The sequence below is a fragment of the Massilia sp. Bi118 genome (assembly GCF_918697865.1).
In the GTDB taxonomy this organism is placed as follows: Bacteria; Pseudomonadota; Gammaproteobacteria; order Burkholderiales; family Burkholderiaceae_D; genus Telluria.
In genome coordinates, this window is the sequence record NZ_CAKKMV010000008.1 from 127521 (window position 1) to 144164 (window position 16644).

Genomic DNA, 16644 nt, shown 5'->3' on the forward strand with positions numbered 1-16644 from the left:
CAAGATCGACGGTTTTTCGGTCGTATTGACCGATGTCAATTAAATATTCCGACAAGATATTGATCAGGAATTACTTTTAATTCATCATCGATGGATACCAATTAGTTCGCCTGTAGCGGACGAGAGACGTGTCCGACATGATGTCCAGTTCCCCGGCCCCGGGCCGCTGCTTCCATTTCATTACCGGCCTGCCGCGCTCCGGTTCCACCCTATTGTCCGGCATCCTGCTGCAGAATCCGCGCTTCCACGCCGGCATGACCAGCCCGGTCGGCAGCCTGTGCACGGCCGTGCTGGGCCAGGTCAGCGCCGGCAGCGAGTTCGGCGCCGTGGTCGGCCGCGACAAGCGCAAGGCCCTGCTGCGCGGCCTGTTCGATGCCTACTACGCCGACGTCGGCCGTGAAGTCGTGTTCGACACCAACCGCGCCTGGTCCGCCAAAATGCCGCTGGTACATGACCTGTTCCCGGAGGCGAAGGTGATCGCCTGCGTGCGCAACGTGGCCTGGATCATGGACAGCTTCGAGCGCATGTACCGCGCCAATCCCTACGAAGCCACGCGCCTGTTCGGCGCCGCAGGCGCGCGGGGCACCGTCTACAGCCGCCTCGAGGGCCTGGCCCAGCATGAACAGACCGTCGGCTACGCCTGGTCGGCCCTGCGCGAAGCCTTCTACGGCGAGCACGCCTCCTCGCTGCTGGTGGTGGACTACGGGTTGCTGACCCGCGCCCCGGCCAAGGTGCTGCCGCTGGTCTACGACTTCCTCGGCGAGCCGCACTTCGAGCACGACTTCGAGAACGTCGAGTACGACGCCGAGGAATTCGACCAGCAGCTCGGCGCGCCCGGCCTGCACCGGGTGAAACGGCAGGTGCGGTTCACGCCGCGTCCGACCGTCATCCCGCCCGATTTGTTCGAGAAATTCAATCAGATGTCCTTCTGGAATGACAAGGCCGGCAGCGCCGCCAATGTCATCGCGCCTGCACAACAAGGAAAACAAGCATGATGTCTTCTGCCTTCGACCCCGCCAGCGACAATCTCGTCATTGCGACGCGCAAGGAGATTGTTTTCATCGAGGATAACGTTGCCGATATCGATATCCTGATCAGGGGGATCGGCAGCGGCAAGGAGATCGTGATCCTGGACTCGAGCCGCGATGGCCTGCACCAGATCGCCGAGGTAATGGCCGGGCGCAGCGGCATCGATGCCGTCCACATCGTGTCGCACGGCAGCGCGGGGGTAATGAGCCTTGGTACGCTGATGCTCGACGCCGGAAGCCTCGATGCCTACAAGGATGATCTGCAGGCGATAGGCCACAGCATGAGCGCAGACGGCGACATCCTGCTGTATGGCTGCGATATCGGCGCGGGGAACAGCGCCAGCTTCGTGCAGCAGATGGCGATCGCGACCGGGGCGGACGTGGCGGCGTCGAACGACGCAACTGGTGCGGCCTCGCTGGGCGGCGACTGGGAGCTGGAAGTGGTCAGCGGACAGGTCGAGACAGCGGTAGTGGTCGATGCCCAGATAGCGGCCCTGTATCGGAATGTGCTGAACATCAATCCAGGGAAGATCGAATTCGGCGCAGACGGGACCTTCACCAGCGGTAAAGATCCAGACGACATGGTTAGCAGGGATACTGACGTCATTTTCCGCGTCAACAATAATTCCTCCTACGCGCTTCACATTGACGGGCAGGACACCGCTGTGAGCGCCTACGACAGCTATGTCGGCAGCGTCTTCGCGGCGGCAAGGGCCCCTGAAAGCGAAATCAAGATCTCGTTTGCCGCAGGCCAGGCATTCACACCCCAGCGTATCGGACTGTCCAACTGGTCGACCGCTCACACAAACCAGACCCTCGAGATCAGGGGTTTCGATTCCCACTACAACCAGGTCGGAACGACTGTCACCGTCAATTTGCTCACAACCGATTTCACCGCAACAGATATCGGCCTCGAAGCCCTCGGCGGGCAGATCGTCAAGATGCTGAAGATCACAGCGACGACGAATGGCAACATGATCGACTACCTGATGATCGACAGCCTCACCGTCGGCACAGCCATGCCATATCCGGCGATGGTGAGTTACGTCGACGCAGTACAAGGGAACGGCAGCTACAAAGCCGGGGCAACGATCGACATCCGGGTCAACTTCGACAACGTCGTCGACGTCACCGGCACGCCAAGGCTGCTGCTGGAAACCGGCGCGACGGACCGGTACGCTACTTATGTTAGCGGCACCGGATCGACCGCGCTGATCTTCAGGTACACGGTGCAAGCCGGTGACAAGGCGTCGGACCTTGATTACAAGGACACCGCCATCGACTTGAACGGCGGGACGATCAAAGCGTACTTGAGCACGAACAATGCCATCGTGACGCTGCCGACGCCCGGCAACAACGACGGTTCGCTGTCCTCGAACCGGAATATCGTCATCGACACCGATGCGCCTACGGTGGCGATTACGACCGATCACCCGGTGATGAAGGACGGCGATTCCGCGACGATCAGATTCAACTTCAGCGAAGACCCTGGTGCGAGCTTCACGCTCGCTGACGTCGACGTCAGCGGAGGCAGCGGCGGCGCCCTCAGCTCGCTGAGCGGGAGCGGTTTGGTGCGCACTGCGACCTTCATGGCCAACCCTGGCATGGACGGCAGCACCGTCTCCATTGCGGTCACTTCAGGCAAGTACGCGGACGCAGCCGGCAACGTCAACAGCGGTGCCAGCAGCGTGAGCTTTACCGTCGACAACGTCGTGCCAAACGCTCCCTCGGCGCCCGACCTCGCCGGTTCGGCCGACAGCGGCAGCTCGAACACCGACAATGTGACGAACAAGAACACAGGGCTGGTCTTTACCGGTACCGCCGAAGCCGGCGTCACCGCAGTCAAACTGTATGAAAGCGATGGCGTCACCGAGATCGCCAGCACCACCGTCATGACGGGCACGTCCTACACGGTGACGACCACCGGCACGCTGGCGAACGGCATGCACACGATCGAGGCCAAGGCCTTCGACGCCGCCGGCAATTTCAGCGGGTTAGTTACCGGACCGGATGTCGTGATCGACACCACGCCGCCGACCCTGTCCATTACCAGCAGCGCGTCCACGCTGAAGGCCGGCGAAACCGCCACCATCACCTTCACCTTCAGCGAAGACCCGGGCACGAGCTTTAGCTGGGACGGCAGCGCGGGCAGCATCGCCGTCAGCGGCGGCACCCTGTCGGCGATCAGCGGCAGCGGCACCACCCGCACGGCGACCTTCACGCCGAGCGCGGATACCGACGCAGGCAGCGCCAGCATCAGTGTTCTGACCGGCACCTACAAAGACTTGGCCGGCAACGACGGCGTCGCCAGCAACAACCTGGCGCTCAACTACGACACGCTGGCGCCGTCGAAACCATCCGTGCCCAGCCTTGCGATCAACGACGATTCGGGCGCATCGAACAGCGACTACGTCACCAACAAGAATCCCCTGACTTTCAGCGGCACCGCCGATAGCGGCGCGACGGTCAAGCTCTACGACGGCGCCACCGAGATCGCCAGCACGACGGCAAGTGGCGGCAATTACAGTTTCACGCTCGCGGGCCTGGCGGAAGGCAACCATACCTTTGCCGTGGTCGCCGTCGACGCCGCCGGCAATACCGGGCCGGTCTCCGACGCGCTGGCCGTGACGGTCGACCGCACGCCGCCCTCGACCACGATCGCGAGCGCCGCGATGTCCAACGACACCGGCAGCTCGGCCACCGACATGGTTGTCAGGGACGCGCAGCAGACCATTTCCGGCACGCTCAGCGCCAACCTGGCGGCGGGCGAGCGTGTCCTGGTTTCGCTCGATAACGGCGCGACCTGGACCCCGGCCAGCGCCAGCGCCGGCGCGAACACCTGGGAACTGGCGGGCGTGACGCTCGCCGGCAGCGGCACCCTGAAAATGAAGGTCGAGGACCTGGCCGGCAACGGCGGCACGGCGTATGCGCATGCCTATAGCCTCGACCAGTCCGCGCCCGCGGCATCGTCCATGCCCGACCTCGATGCGGGCAGCGACAGCGGCGCATCGAGCACGGACAATATCACCGGCGTGACCCTGCCGAGTTTCAGCGGCACCGCGGAAGTCGGCGCCAAGGTCGTGCTGTACGACGGCGGCATCGAGATCGGCAGCGACGTGGCGGCGGATGGCACCTGGCACATTACCACCAGCAGCACGCCCTTGACCCAGCGCGTCCACTACATCACGGCCGAAGTGATCGACCTCGCCGGCAACCATAGTGCCACGTCGCCTGTGCTGGAGCTGGATGTGCGCACCGCCGGGCCGGCGACGAGCGTCGCCGGCATGGCATTGTCCGTCGACTCCGGTACCGCAGGCGACTTCATCACTAATCAGGCAAGCCAGACCATCAGCGGCACGCTGAGCGCCAACCTGGGATCGGGCGAGCATGTGGAAGTGTCGCGCGACGGCGGCGCGACCTGGAATACCGCCACCGGCGCCACCGGCAGCAATGCCTGGTCGATTTCCACCACGCTCCTGAGCGGAGCGCACGACATCAAGGTGCGCGTGGTCGATGCGGTCGACAACGCGGGGCCGGTCCATACCCAGGCCTACACACTCGACAGCACGGCGCCGACCGTGTCCATCAGCAGCAACCTGGCCACGCTGAAGGCCGGCGACACCGCCACCATCACCTTCACCTTCAGCGAAGACCCCGGCTCGACTTTCAGTTGGGACGGCAGCGCCGGCGACGTTACGGTCAGCGGCGGTACGCTGTCGGCGATCAGCGGCAGCGGCCTGACCCGCACTGCGACCTTCACGCCGGCCGCGAATACCAACGCCGGCACGGCCAGCATCGGCATCAGTGCCGGCAGCTACCAGGACACCGCCGGCAACAATGGCCTGGCCGGCAGCTCGCCGTCGATCACCTTCGATACGCTGGCGCCGGCGGCATCGTCCGCGCCCGATCTCGCCGCTGCCAGCGACAAGGGCACTTCCAGCACTGACAATCTTACCAACGCCACCAGCCTGGTATTCACGGGCACGGCGGAGGCCGGCGCGACCGTCAAGCTGTACGACAGCGACGGCAGCACCGAGATCGGCAGCGGCACCGCGACCGGCGGCAACTGGACCATCGCAACCTCGACGCTGGGCGCGGGCAGCCACAGCGTCACCGCCAAGGTGTTCGACGCCGCCGGCAACGTCAGCGCCGCATCGAGCGCCACCACGGTCACGATCGATACCGCGGCGCCGATGCTCGCCATCAGCAGCGACGCCGGCCAGCTGAAGATCGGCGAAACGGCCACCATCACCTTCACTTTCAGCGAAGATCCGGGCGCCACCTTTACATGGGACGGCACGGCAGGCGACGTGACGGTGAGCGGCGGCACCCTGTCTGCCATCAGTGGCACCGGCACGGTGCGCACCGCGACCTTTACCCCGAGCGCAAATACCAACGGCGGCTCCGCGAGCATCAGCGTGAGCGCGGGCTCCTATCGCGACGCCGCCGGCAACGACGGCGCTGCCGGTGCCACACCTTCGCTGCACTTCGATACCCTGGCCCCGGGCGCGCCCTCGACGCCGGACCTCGATGCCGCCAGCGACACCGGCAGCTCAGCTGCGGACAACTTTACCGCCGACACCACCCCGACCTTCAGCGGCACCGCGGAGAGCGGCGCCACCGTCACCCTGTACGACGGCGCCACCACGATCGGCAGCGTCGTGGCGGCAGGCGGCGCCTGGCAGATCACCAGCGACCGCGCCCTGGCCGCCGGCGCCCACAGCATCACCGCGCAAGCAGTGGACGCCGCCGGCAATGCGGGGGCGGCGTCTTCCGGACTGACTGTGCAGATCATTACCGGCGGACCTGCCACGGGCGTCAAGGACATGGCCTTGTCGCTGGATTCCGGTCCGGCCGGCGACTTCGTCACCAACACGGCGGCGCAGACCATCTCCGGCCATCTGGACGTCATGCTGGCTACCGGCGAGCGCGTGCAGGTTTCGCTCGACGGCGGGACCGTCTGGAACGATGCCGCGAGCAGCACCGGCAGCGACGCCTGGTCGATCGCCACGACGCTCGCGGCCGGCGCACACGACATCCGCGTGCGCGTGATCGACGCGGTCGACAACACCGGCCCGGTGCACATCCAGGCCTATACGCTCGACAGCGTCAAGCCGGCCGTGAGCATCACCAGCGACGTCGCGCAGCTGAAAGCCGGCCAGACTGCTGCCATCACCTTCACCTTCAGCGAAGATCCGGGGGCAAGCTTCGATGCCGGCGATATCGTTGTCAGCGGCGGCACGCTATCCGCCATCGCAGGCAACGGCCTAGTACGCACCGCCGTGTTCACCCCAAGTGCGGACACCAACGGCGGTGCTGCCAGCATCGCCATCAAGGCGGACAGCTACGAGGACGCGGCCGGTAACCTGGGCAGCGCCGGCGCGCCGCCCTCTCTGAGCTTCGATACGCTCGCGCCGGCGGCGCCGTCCACACCGGACCTGCACAAGAACAGCGACAGCGGCGTTTCCGACAGCGACGATCTGACCCACGATACGACGCTCGTCTTCACCGGCAGCGCCGAGAGCGGCGCCACGGTCAGGCTGTACGACAGCGACGGCAGCACCGAGATCGGTCATGCGACGGCAGCCGGCGGCATCTGGGCGATCACGACCTCGGCCCTGGCCGAGGGCAGCCATGCGATCACGGCCAAGACCTTTGACGCCGCCGGCAACGCCAGCGCCGCGTCCGGCGCCATCACGGTGACTGTCGATGCAAGCAGCCCGGCCGCCCTGGCCGCACCCGTGCTGGCTGCCGCAAGCGACAGCGGCGTCCCCGGCAACGCCATCACCAAAGCCGCCACGCCCACCTTCAGCGGCAGCGCCGAGGCCCTGGCCCAGGTCACGCTGTACGACGGCGCCACCGTCATCGGCAGCGTCCAGGCCGATGCGCAGGGCGCCTGGCAGATCACCGCCGCCACGCTGCCGGATGGCGTGCATGCGATCAGCGCGCGCCAGGTCGACCTTGCCGGCAACGCGTCCGGCGCCGGCGCGGTCTTCAGCCTGACTGTCGATACCGTGGCGCCGGCGGCGCCGGCAGCGCCGTCGCTGAAGGCCTCGAGCGACACCGGCAACATCGGCGACGGCCTGACCGAGAACACCATCCCCGTTATCGAAGGAACGGCGCTGGCCGACACGCTGGTCACGCTGTACGAGACCGTCGGCGGCAGCAAGGTCAAGCTCGGCGCCGCCATGGCCGACGGCAGCGGCAAGTGGAGCATCGCGACCACCGGGCTGTCCACCGGCGCCCACCTGCTGAGCGCCACGCAGACCGACGCCGCCGGCAACGAGTCCGCGGCCAGCGCGGGCTTCACGCTGCGCATCGCGGAGCCGCCGATGCCGATCGACCTGGTCGACGGCATGCCGGTCCAGGTCTTCCCGATCAGCCTGCCGGGCAATGTGCCGGGCACCGCGGTCTCGATCCCGGTCGTGGGCGCGGGCCGGACTGAAACCAGTGGCCAGCCCGGCGTGGCCGACATTCCCCTTGTCAAATCAGGCCAGGGTGCGCCCATCCTGCTGGCCCAGCTGCCGGCGGGCTACGGCCTGTCCGCCAGCGGCGCCAACCTGCCGGCGGCGAATGCCGGCGAACTCCTGATCGCCGCGATTAAGGCCGCCACGCCAAGCCATGCGCCTTCCGACCAGGGCCACCTGACCGGCAAGGGCCAGGGCTTCCTGGCCGGGCTGGGGTCAAGCGGCTCGCTGCTGGTGGAGACCGTCAAGCCGGTCAGCAGCGCGGCGCCGGAGGGCGTGCTGACCCTGAGCGGGCCGGCCCCCGGCGCAGGGCAGAGCACGGCCCTGGTGATCGACACCGGCGGCCTGGCCGCGGGGGCGACGATCGCGCTGCAGCAGGTGAACTTTGCCGCCGTGATCGGCGCCGCCAACGTCACCGCAGGCAGCAACACGATCCTGAGCGGCGACGGCGCCAGCCAGCACTTCACGGTAGCGGCCGGCGGTACGGGCTCGGTGTTTGCCGGCGGCGGCAGCGATGTCCTCGGCATTGCCGCACCGGCCACCGCGGGACCGGCGCCGGCGGCCGGCGTCGCGCTGCTGCACGGCGGCGCGGCCAACGACGCCGCCACCTTCAGCGGTGCGCGCGCCGACTACAACATCGAGTTCCACAACGGCTATGTGATGGTCAGCACCAAGGCCGCGCCGGATGTGAAGGCGATGGTCGTCAATGTCGAGCAGCTGCAGTTCAGCGACGCCAGCATCGCGGTCCAGAACAATGCCGACATGGGCACGCTGGCCGGTATCTACCAAACGGTGCTGGGCCGCCAGGCCGACGTGATGGGCATCGAGTACTGGGCGAATGTCCACCAGGCCGGCGCCAGCTGGGGCGCGATTGCGCTCAGCATGATCGCTTCGAGCGAGCACGCGGCCAGCCACGAGGGCTTCAATGGCGTGGCGGCGCACGATCTCGCTTTGCTCTACGCGGCGATCTTCGATCGCGAGGCCGACGCCGGCGGCATGGCCTACTGGACCGAGGCGCTGGGCCGTGGCCTCACCCTCGAGCAGGTCGCGTCGAACTTCGTGGAATCGGCGGAAATGGTCGGCCACCAGCGTGCGGCGGCGGACTGGGACTTCATCGTCGGCTGACGGAAATGCGCGGGCGCCTTCTCAGGCGCCCGCGAGGCGCCGCGCTTCCAGCTGCGCGTAGAGCGGCGCCAGCATGGCCAGCAATTGCGGCAGGTGCGGCGGCGTGTCCTGCGCCGCGGCCGGGTCGCCGCTGAAGGCGCGGGCGCCCGCCTTTGCGTGGAAGCCTGCACGCGCCTGCAGTGCCTCGCGCTGCTGCGGCGTTGGCGCAAGCCCCAGTTCCGCCAGCAGTTCTTCCCACACCACCGACGGCAGCTGGCGGTAGTCCAGCAGGCGCAGCTGCCCGGCATGGGCCAGCGCTTCGCTGAAAATGTGGCGCAGCACGGCGGCGCAATAGCCTTCCAGGTCCCATGCTTCGATGCCGGCGCCGATGTCGGGCGGCAGCACCAGGTCGGGCACCATCTGCGGTCCGCGCTGGCGGCGGTGCGAGGCCAGGATCGCGGCCGGCTCGCGGTACAGGAACCAGAAAGGCGTGTCCGGAAACGCCGCGCGCAGCAGCGGCAGATGGCGGATGTGCCAGCAATCGAGCTTGACGATGTAATGGGTCTCGGAGGCAGCGCGGCGCTGGCCGAGGGCGCCCACGAGCCGGCGCAGCAGCGGTACGGCCTGCGCATGCGGCTGCCCGCCGTGGTGGTTGAAGAAGTCGTCGAGCACCGGCGGCTCGGAGTGCACCACGCATTGCGGCAGCGCCGCCAGCATCTGCGCCAGCAGCGTGGAGCCGCAGCGCGAACTGTGAAAGATGAACAGGCGCGGCGCGAGCGTCTCGCCAATGTCGGCGAGCCGTTCGTAGGGCGTATGGCTGATCCGCCGTTCTTCGCGTGGCTGGGCGCGCAGCGTGTCGCCGAAAAAGGGCTCGGTAAAGCGCGCGGGCAGGTGGCGCCAGCTGACGCTCTGCCCGTCGAGCGCGACCGGGAACCAGCCGCGCATCGAGGCCAGTCCGGCCGCATCCAGGGCCGGCGCGCGCAGCCAGCCGCTTTCCATCAGTGCCGAACCGCTGCGCGCCACGACCGGGTCCTTACCGTTCAGTTACGGGAAGGGTAGATGCCTTCCAGGCAGATGACGTAGTTGATGCCGAGCGAAGGCTGGGTCACGCCGACCTGGGTGCTGGCGGTGAACGGCACCGGGATCGCGCCAGTACCGCCGGCGTTCTCGCCGGTCGCGGTGTCGATCTGGCCGTTGAGCTTGGTGGTGACGCTGCTCGCGTTCAGGGCCACGTTCGGGGTGACGCCGCCGCCGACGTAGATGTTGGCCGAACCGGGGCCGCCGGCGCCGCCCGAACCCAGGGCCATGCCTTCGATCGGGGTGGCGGTGCCGACCGTCGTGGTGACGTTCAGGGTGGAAGTGGCGCCGAGCTGGCTGGCCGCGATGCTGACCGGGTGGGTGTGCTTCGGCAGGTGGGCGGCGTCGATGGTCACCGAGCCGCTGCCGTTGACGATCGCCGTGGTGTTTTCGGTGCCCCAGACCTGGCCCGGCACGACGGGGCTGAGACCGTTGCCCTGGCCGGCGCCGACCACCGTGCGCCCGCGCAGGTCCGGCAGGGCGAAGGTGGTCTGGCCGTTGCCGCCATAGGTGGTGCCGAGCAGCGAGAACAGGGCCGTGTTCTGCGCAATCGACAGGATCTGCCCATTGCACATGGCCCAGCCGCGCGGCGCAAAGTTGAAACCAACGGCCATGATCGTTCCAATGTATGCCTCCATGCCATCCCCCTTCGTTTTTAAGTTAAGGTTGTGAACCGGAAAGTCATCCTAGCACCGTAAATTACTTCTTGTCACCATCAAAAAGTACTTTTTCGAGACGGTCCGCCATGGCTGTTGCGGCGGGGAGAGCAGTGGCGCGCAGGCGGGCGATCACCTCGGCGGCGTTGGCGTCGGTGATGTTCGGGTCGCCGTATTTCGGCGCCGGCGCGGCCCGCCAGCCGCTGCGCGCGAACAGGGCCAGCAGCCAGGCGTTGGGGACGCAGTCGAGGACCAGGTGCACGCGTTCGCGCGCGCTGCCGTTGCGGACCGCGTGCAGGCAGTTGGCGTTCATGTACCAGGTGGCGCCGGCGCCGAAATGCACGTCTTCGCCGTCGAGCGTGAACACGACCGCCGGATCGGTGACGATGGGGATGTGCAGGCGCGCCAGCCCGTCTTCGAGCGAGCCGCCGCGGTCGCGGTGCGGCTTGATCTCGGCTCCCGCCGCCAGCGCCATCAGGCGCACCGCCTTCTTTTCGCAGTCAAAACTGTCGAGGACTTCCTGAAAATACGGGCAGCAGCCGAGCAGGCCGGTGTCGCTGAAGTCCGCGTCTTCGCGCGCGTCGATGTCGCCGGCGCCGCCGCTGGCCGAGCGCAGGGCAATGCTGGTCCAGCCGCCGCGGTAGGCGCGGTCGTTGTAGTGCGCCTGCCAGTGCGAGGCCAGGGCGGTATCGAGATCCGCCTGCAGGCGTGCAAGCTCGAACACGGGCGGCAGGCGCAGCCAGCGGGTGGCTTCGCTCATGGCGCCGGCCAGACCATCTGGTGTTGCAGCTCGTTGCCGCCGGTGATGACGAAGCCGGCGCGCTGGTACAGGCGCAGCGCGGGCGCGTTGCTGCGCAGGACCGCCAGGCCGATGCTGGCGCCGTGCGCGCGGGCGCGCGCCTGCAAAGCGGCCAGCAGCGCGGCGCCGAGGCCGCGGCCGCGCAGTGCCGGCAGCAGCGCCAGTTCGACCAGCCGCCAGTCGCTTCCCATGGTGTCCAGCACGGCCTTGCCGGCCGCGACGCCGTCCTGCTCCAGGATCATCACCTCGGCATGCGGCCAGGCGGCGCGGCGCCCGTCTTCGTGGATGCGCTGCTGCATGGCGATCAGCTGCCCGACCTGGGCGGGCGGCAGCGGCAGCAGGCGCAGGTCCTCGCGGGTGGAGGCGTACAAGGCCTGCAGGAAGGCGGCGTCGGCATCCAGCGCTGGCCGCAACAGCATGGAAGGCGGTAGCATAGTCACGTCGTCATTCGAGGAATAGTTCATGCAATTTTCTCTCGCACAGTTCGAAGCGCTGATCGGCGCCGGCTTCACCGTCCACACTTCGCACGGCCCCTTTGTCCTGACCCTGGCGCAGGCCGTGGAGCGCCCGCGCCGCGGCTTGCCGGACCATTTGCGCACGCCGCTGTCGCTGGTCTTCGACGGCCCCACCGAGGTCACGCTGGCACAGGACAACTACCTCCTTGCGCATCCGGCCATCGGCGAGCATCTGCTGAACATCGTGCCGGTGCTGGCCCAGGCCGGCGCGCCGCCCGGCCGCCCGCAGTACGAGATCCTGTTTTCCTGAAGCCGGCGCTCAGCGGATCGGCGCGTCCTTGCCGATATGCTTGTTCGCCACCGCGATGATACATTTTTACACTTCCTCCGGCGCCCGGATATGGTCGACCAGCCCGATGGTCTCGCGCGGCGGCGCGGGCGTCAGCAGGCTGACCACGGCCAGCACGGCCAGGCCCGCCGGCACCCCGAACACCCCGGCCGAGATCGGCGCGATATGGAACCAGGCGCTGTCCGCGTTCCCGCCCAGGATCGGGTTCGTGTGCAGCATGTAGTAGACGCACACCAAGAAGCCGGCCAGCATGCCGGCGATCGCGCCCTCCTGGTTGGCGCGCTTCCAGAACACGCCCGCCACCAGCGCCGGAAATAAGGTTGAACCCGCTAGCGAGAAGGCGGCGCCGACCAGCGACAGGATGTCGGCCGGCTTCTGCGAGGCCACGTAGGCGGCAATGAAGGCCACCGCCAGCAGCAGGAGTTTCGAGATCGTGACCCGCTTCTGGGTCGAGGCGCCCGGGTCGACCATCTTGAAGTAGATGTCGTGCGAGAGCGCGTTCGAGATCGCCAGCAGCAGGCCGTCGGCGGTGGACAGCGCCGCCGCCAGGCCGCCGGCCGCCACCAGGCCCGAGATCACGTAGGGCAGGCCGCCGATCTCCGGCGTGGCCAGGGTCAGCACGTCGCCGTCGATCGCGATCTCGGCCAGCTGCACGATGCCGTCGCCATTGATGTCGGCGATGCTGATCAGGGGATTCGCCTTGTCGACGTTGGCCCAGTAGGAGACCCAGGTCGGCAGCTTGGCAAAGTCGCTGCCGACCAGCGCGGTGTAGATGTCGTACTTGGCCAGCACGGCCAATGCCGGCATGGTCAGATAGATCAGCAGGATGAAGAACAGGGTCCAGAACACCGACACCCGCGTCTCGTGCACCGAGGGCGTGGTGTAGGCGCGCATCAGGATGTGGGGCAGGGCGGCGGTGCCGAACATCAGGCAGAACACCAGCGCCAGGAAGTTGTTGCGGCGCTGGCTTGACTCCTCGCTGGTCTTGCCGGGGAAGGGCTCGGCGTGCGGCTCGGGCGGCTGGGCGCGCGCGAGGTTGGCCGCGCGCTGTTCAACCCAGATGCGCGCGGCTTCGTCGGCGGTGCGCGGATAGGCGATCAGCTCGCGCTCGGCGTTGCGCACCTCGCCCAGCGAGGCATTGCGGGCGCGCGCCTTGTCGAGACGGCGCTGGACTTCGATGCGGCCGGCTTCCCAGGATTGCGGCAGCGTGGCCAGCTTCGTTGCGTATTCGTCGGCCCTGGCCTGGAAGCGCGCACGCACTTCCAGTTCGCGCGGATCCTGCGCCAGCTGGGCTTCGCGCTTGGCCAGCTTGGGCAGCACCGAGCCGTAGGCCACCTGCGGCACCGGATTGCCGGCAAACTTCATGGACAGCCACACGGTCGGAATCGAAAAGGCGACCAGGATGATGATGTATTGCGCCACCTGGGTCCAGGTAATCGCGCGCATTCCGCCCAGGAAGGAGCAAACGAGGATGGAAGCCAGACCGAGGAAGATCCCGACCGAGAAATCGACGCCGGTGAAGCGCGAGGCGATCAGGCCGACCGCGTAGATCTGCGCCACCACGTAGGTGAAGGAGACCACGATGGTGGCGCTCACCGCCAGCGCCCGCACCACGTTGCCGCCGCCGGCGCCACCCCCGCTGCCGCCGTAGCGCGCCGCCAGGAAGTCCGGCACCGTGTACTGCGCGAACTTGCGCAAATAGGGCGCGATCAGGAGCGCCACCAGGCAGTAGCCGCCGGTCCAGCCCATCACATAGGCCAGCGCGTCGAAGCCGTGCAGATACAGTGTGCCGGCCAGGCTGATGAAGCTGGCCGCCGAGATCCAGTCGGCCGCCGTCGCCATGCCGTTGAACAGGGCCGGCACCCGCCGCCCCGCCACGTAGTATTCGGACACGTTCGAGGTGCGCGCCACCACGCCGATGATCGCGTACAGCACGATGGTGGCGAACATGTACAGGTGGCCGATCCACTGGCGCGGCATGCCCTCGTTTTCGAGGATGGTGAGCGCCACCAGGAACAGGGCCAGGCAGGCCGTGAACCACAGGTAGTAGCGCGACAGGCGGCGGAAGTAGCTGCGGTTCTTGCTCTTGTTCGTGTTCACGCGCCGTCCCTCAGCATGCGCACGAATTCGCGGTCGAGCATCCGCATGCGCCAGGCGTAGACGCCGAGGATGGCCAGGTAGATCAGCGAGGCGCCCTGGGCCGCCAGGTAGAAGGACAGCTGCCAGCCGAACACCGACAAATGGGCCAGGTCGCGCGCGAAGAACACGGTGCCGAAGCCGGTCGCCAGCCATAGCGCGAGCAGGACCAGAACCAGGCGGCGCGTGCGCTGCCAGTGCCTGGCGCGGGCGGCGAGGATGCGTTCGCGCGGCGGCGAGGGAGGTGTGGAGGCGCTGTCAGTCGGCATCGGTATCAGGTGGTGCGGGCGGTGGCGGGAAGGTCAGGCGGAACAGGCTGCCCGGGTATTTTTTCTGGATGCTGCGCGGGTTGTTGAAGATCTCGATCTCGGCGCCGTGCTGCTGCGCGATTTCGCGCACGATCGCCAGCCCGAGGCCGGAGCCGGAGGCGCTGGAGCCGAGGATGCGGTAGAAGCGCTCGAACACGCGCGGACGCTCGCCCGGTGCAATGCCGGGGCCGGTGTCCTCGACCTCGAGCAGGGCCAGCTCGCCATCGCTGCGCACGCGCACGGTGACGCTGCCGCCCGCCGGCGTATAGCGCAGCGCGTTGTCGATCAGGTTCGACAGCAGCTCGCGCAGCATCATGCTGCTGCCAGCGATTTCCACCGCGCCGTCCGGGTCTTCGTAGCCGAGATCGATCTCGTGGACGAAGGACGCCGTCACCCAGTCCTGCACCACGCTGCGCGCGAGCGCCGCCAGGTCGAGCGGCTCCAGCGCCAGGCCGGCATGCGGCTGGTTCTCGGCGCGCGCCAGCGCCAATAACTGGTTCACCAGGCGCGTCGCCGATTCCGAACTCTTCGCCAGCTGCTCCAGCGAGCGGTGGATCTCGTCCGGATCGACCTGGCGCAGCGCCAGTTCCGACTGCATGCGCATGCCGGCCAGCGGGGTCTTCATCTGGTGCGCGGCGTCGGCAATAAAACGCTTCTGGGCGTCGATGGTGTGCGCCAGGCGCGCCAGCATGTCGTTCAGCGACCCCACCAGCGGTGAGATCTCTTCCGGCACCTGGCGCGAATCGATCGGCGACAGATCGTCCGGCGGCCGCGCGCGGATCCGCTCCTGCAGCTGGGCCAGCGGCGACAGTCCCCGCGACAGCGCGAACCACACCAGGGCCAGGATCACGGGCAGGATGATGAACTGGGGCAGGATCACGCCCTTGATGATCTCGTTGGCCAGCTGGGCGCGCTTTTCCAGCGTTTCCGCCACCTGCACCAGGGCCAGGCGCGGTTCAGGGCTGGCCGGGCCCGCCTCGGCCAGCGGCTGCAGCTTGACCCAGGCATAGGCGACCCGCACCGGCGTGCCGTGCAGGCTCTCGTTACGGAAGTGGACGCGGCCGCTGCGCTCGGCGTCCTCGAGCGGCGGCAGAGGCAGTTCGCGGTCGCCGTCGATGGCTTCGTTGCGCGGTCCGGTGATCTGGAAGTAGACGCTGTCGACGTCGTCGGCGCGCAGGATGTCGCGCGCGCTGCCGGGCAGGCGCGCCACCACCTTGCCGTTCACTTCCTTGACCTGCTGGGCCAGCACCGTGACGCTGTCTTCCAGCGCATGGTCGAAGGGTTGGTTGGCGATCGATTTCGCCACCAGGTAAGTAATGGCGATGCTCATCGGCCACAGCAGCAGCAGCGGAGCCAGCATCCAGTCGAGGATCTCGCCGAACAGCGAGTGCTGGATGCTTTCTTCGGCCTCGGGAGGCGGCGGCACATAGACGGGCTCGAGCGCGGGCTCGAGCGCCGTGTCGTAGCCGGCGACGGGCTCGGGTGCGCGGCGCCGCTTCAGGGATTTCACTGGGCGGTCTTGCGCGCGCCGTCGGAATAGCGCTCGAGGCAGTAGCCCAGGCCGCGCACGGTGGCGATGCGGATGCCGCCGGTTTCGATCTTCTTGCGCAGGCGGTGCACGTAGACCTCGATGGCGTTGTTCGACACTTCCTCGCCCCATTCGCACAGGTGATCGACCAGCTGTTCCTTGGACACCAGGCGCCCGGTGCGCGCCAGCAGGATCTCGAGCAGGCCGAGTTCGCGCGCCGACAGGTCCAGCATCTGGTCGTCGATGTAGGCGCTGCGGCCGACCTGGTCGTAGGCCAGCGGGCCGTGGCGGATCACGGTCGAGCCGCCGCCCTGGCCGCGCCGGGTGAGGGCGCGCACCCGCGCTTCCAGTTCCGACAGAGCGAAGGGCTTGGCCATGTAGTCGTCGGCGCCGGCGTCGAGGCCGCCCACGCGCTGCTCGATCGAGTCGGCGGCCGTCAGGATCAGCACCGGCAGCAGGGAACCGCGCGCGCGCAGGCGGCGCAGCACGTCGAGCCCGGACAGCTTCGGCAGGCCGAGGTCGAGGATCAGGAGGTCGAACTCCTGGGTCGAGAGTGCGGTGTCGGCATCCTGGCCGTTCTTGACGCAATCGATGGCATAGCCGGACTGGCGCAGGGAGCGCGTCAGGCCATCGGCGAGTACGCTATCATCCTCGGCTAGTAAAATACGCATGGTGTCCCCTCGGTTGCTCGTTAGACTTTATGTACTTGCATATTGTGTGTGATCTTTCGCAACGTG

Annotated in this window: 11 protein-coding genes; 3 read left to right on the top strand and 8 right to left on the bottom strand. The window is 67.6% G+C overall.

All coding sequences use genetic code 11. The annotated features are described in order from the left end of the window. Positions 1-137 precede the first annotated feature (137 nt). Together LQV39_RS13645 and LQV39_RS13650 are read left to right on the top strand one after the other, a co-directional pair. A complete protein-coding gene (locus LQV39_RS13645; RefSeq protein WP_230026573.1) occupies positions 138-995 on the top strand; it encodes a sulfotransferase in 858 nt (285 codons plus the stop codon). Next, positions 992-8620 carry an Ig-like domain-containing protein gene (locus tag LQV39_RS13650; RefSeq protein WP_230026575.1) on the top strand — a complete coding sequence of 2543 codons (7629 nt, stop codon included), beginning with the start codon at positions 992-994 and terminating at the stop codon, positions 8618-8620. Before LQV39_RS13645 ends, LQV39_RS13650 begins: the two co-directional genes overlap by 4 nt. A 21-nt stretch (positions 8621-8641) precedes the next feature. On the opposite strand, the gene LQV39_RS13655 is transcribed toward LQV39_RS13650, so the two are convergent. The 4 genes from LQV39_RS13655 to LQV39_RS13670 all read right to left on the bottom strand — a co-directional run bounded on the left by LQV39_RS13655 (position 8642) and on the right by LQV39_RS13670 (position 11565). Next, positions 8642-9622 (bottom strand): sulfotransferase, encoded by a 981-nt coding sequence (locus LQV39_RS13655; protein ID WP_230026577.1) that lies wholly within the window; start codon positions 9620-9622, stop codon positions 8642-8644. A gap of 17 nt (positions 9623-9639) precedes the next feature. Then, on the bottom strand, positions 9640-10290 hold the full coding sequence (locus tag LQV39_RS13660) for a phage tail protein (protein WP_230026579.1): 651 nt from the start codon (positions 10288-10290) through the stop codon (positions 9640-9642). An 85-nt stretch (positions 10291-10375) separates the two neighbouring features. After that, positions 10376-11092: an aspartyl/asparaginyl beta-hydroxylase domain-containing protein gene (locus LQV39_RS13665; protein WP_230026581.1), complete on the bottom strand. Its 717-nt coding sequence runs from the start codon at positions 11090-11092 to the stop codon at positions 10376-10378. After that, positions 11089-11565 (bottom strand): GNAT family N-acetyltransferase, encoded by a 477-nt coding sequence (locus LQV39_RS13670; RefSeq protein WP_230026583.1) that lies wholly within the window; start codon positions 11563-11565, stop codon positions 11089-11091. The genes LQV39_RS13665 and LQV39_RS13670 overlap by 4 nt, the downstream gene beginning before the upstream one ends. Positions 11566-11593: 28 nt before the next feature. Here LQV39_RS13670 and LQV39_RS13675 point away from each other — a divergent pair, with 28 nt between their 5' ends. Beyond that, the gene (locus LQV39_RS13675) at positions 11594-11896 is read left to right on the top strand and encodes a hypothetical protein (RefSeq protein WP_230026585.1); all 303 of its coding nucleotides are present in this window, start codon (positions 11594-11596) and stop codon (positions 11894-11896) included. A 66-nt stretch (positions 11897-11962) separates the two neighbouring features. On the opposite strand, the gene LQV39_RS13680 is transcribed toward LQV39_RS13675, so the two are convergent. Genes LQV39_RS13680 through LQV39_RS13695 form a run of 4 tightly spaced genes read right to left on the bottom strand, consistent with a single transcriptional unit; the run spans position 11963 to position 16578 of the window. Continuing rightward, complete coding sequence (locus tag LQV39_RS13680) at positions 11963-14035, bottom strand: sodium:solute symporter family protein (protein WP_230026587.1); 2073 nt, start codon at positions 14033-14035, stop codon at positions 11963-11965. Then, positions 14032-14340 (bottom strand): DUF4212 domain-containing protein, encoded by a 309-nt coding sequence (locus LQV39_RS13685; RefSeq protein ID WP_230026590.1) that lies wholly within the window; start codon positions 14338-14340, stop codon positions 14032-14034. Before LQV39_RS13685 ends, LQV39_RS13680 begins: the two co-directional genes overlap by 4 nt. Continuing rightward, positions 14330-15889, bottom strand: coding sequence for a sensor histidine kinase (locus LQV39_RS13690; protein WP_230026592.1), 1560 nt, complete (start codon positions 15887-15889; stop codon positions 14330-14332). The genes LQV39_RS13685 and LQV39_RS13690 overlap by 11 nt, the downstream gene beginning before the upstream one ends. Continuing rightward, complete coding sequence (locus tag LQV39_RS13695; protein WP_230026594.1) at positions 15886-16578, bottom strand: response regulator transcription factor; 693 nt, start codon at positions 16576-16578, stop codon at positions 15886-15888. The genes LQV39_RS13690 and LQV39_RS13695 overlap by 4 nt, the downstream gene beginning before the upstream one ends. Positions 16579-16644 lie beyond the last annotated feature (66 nt).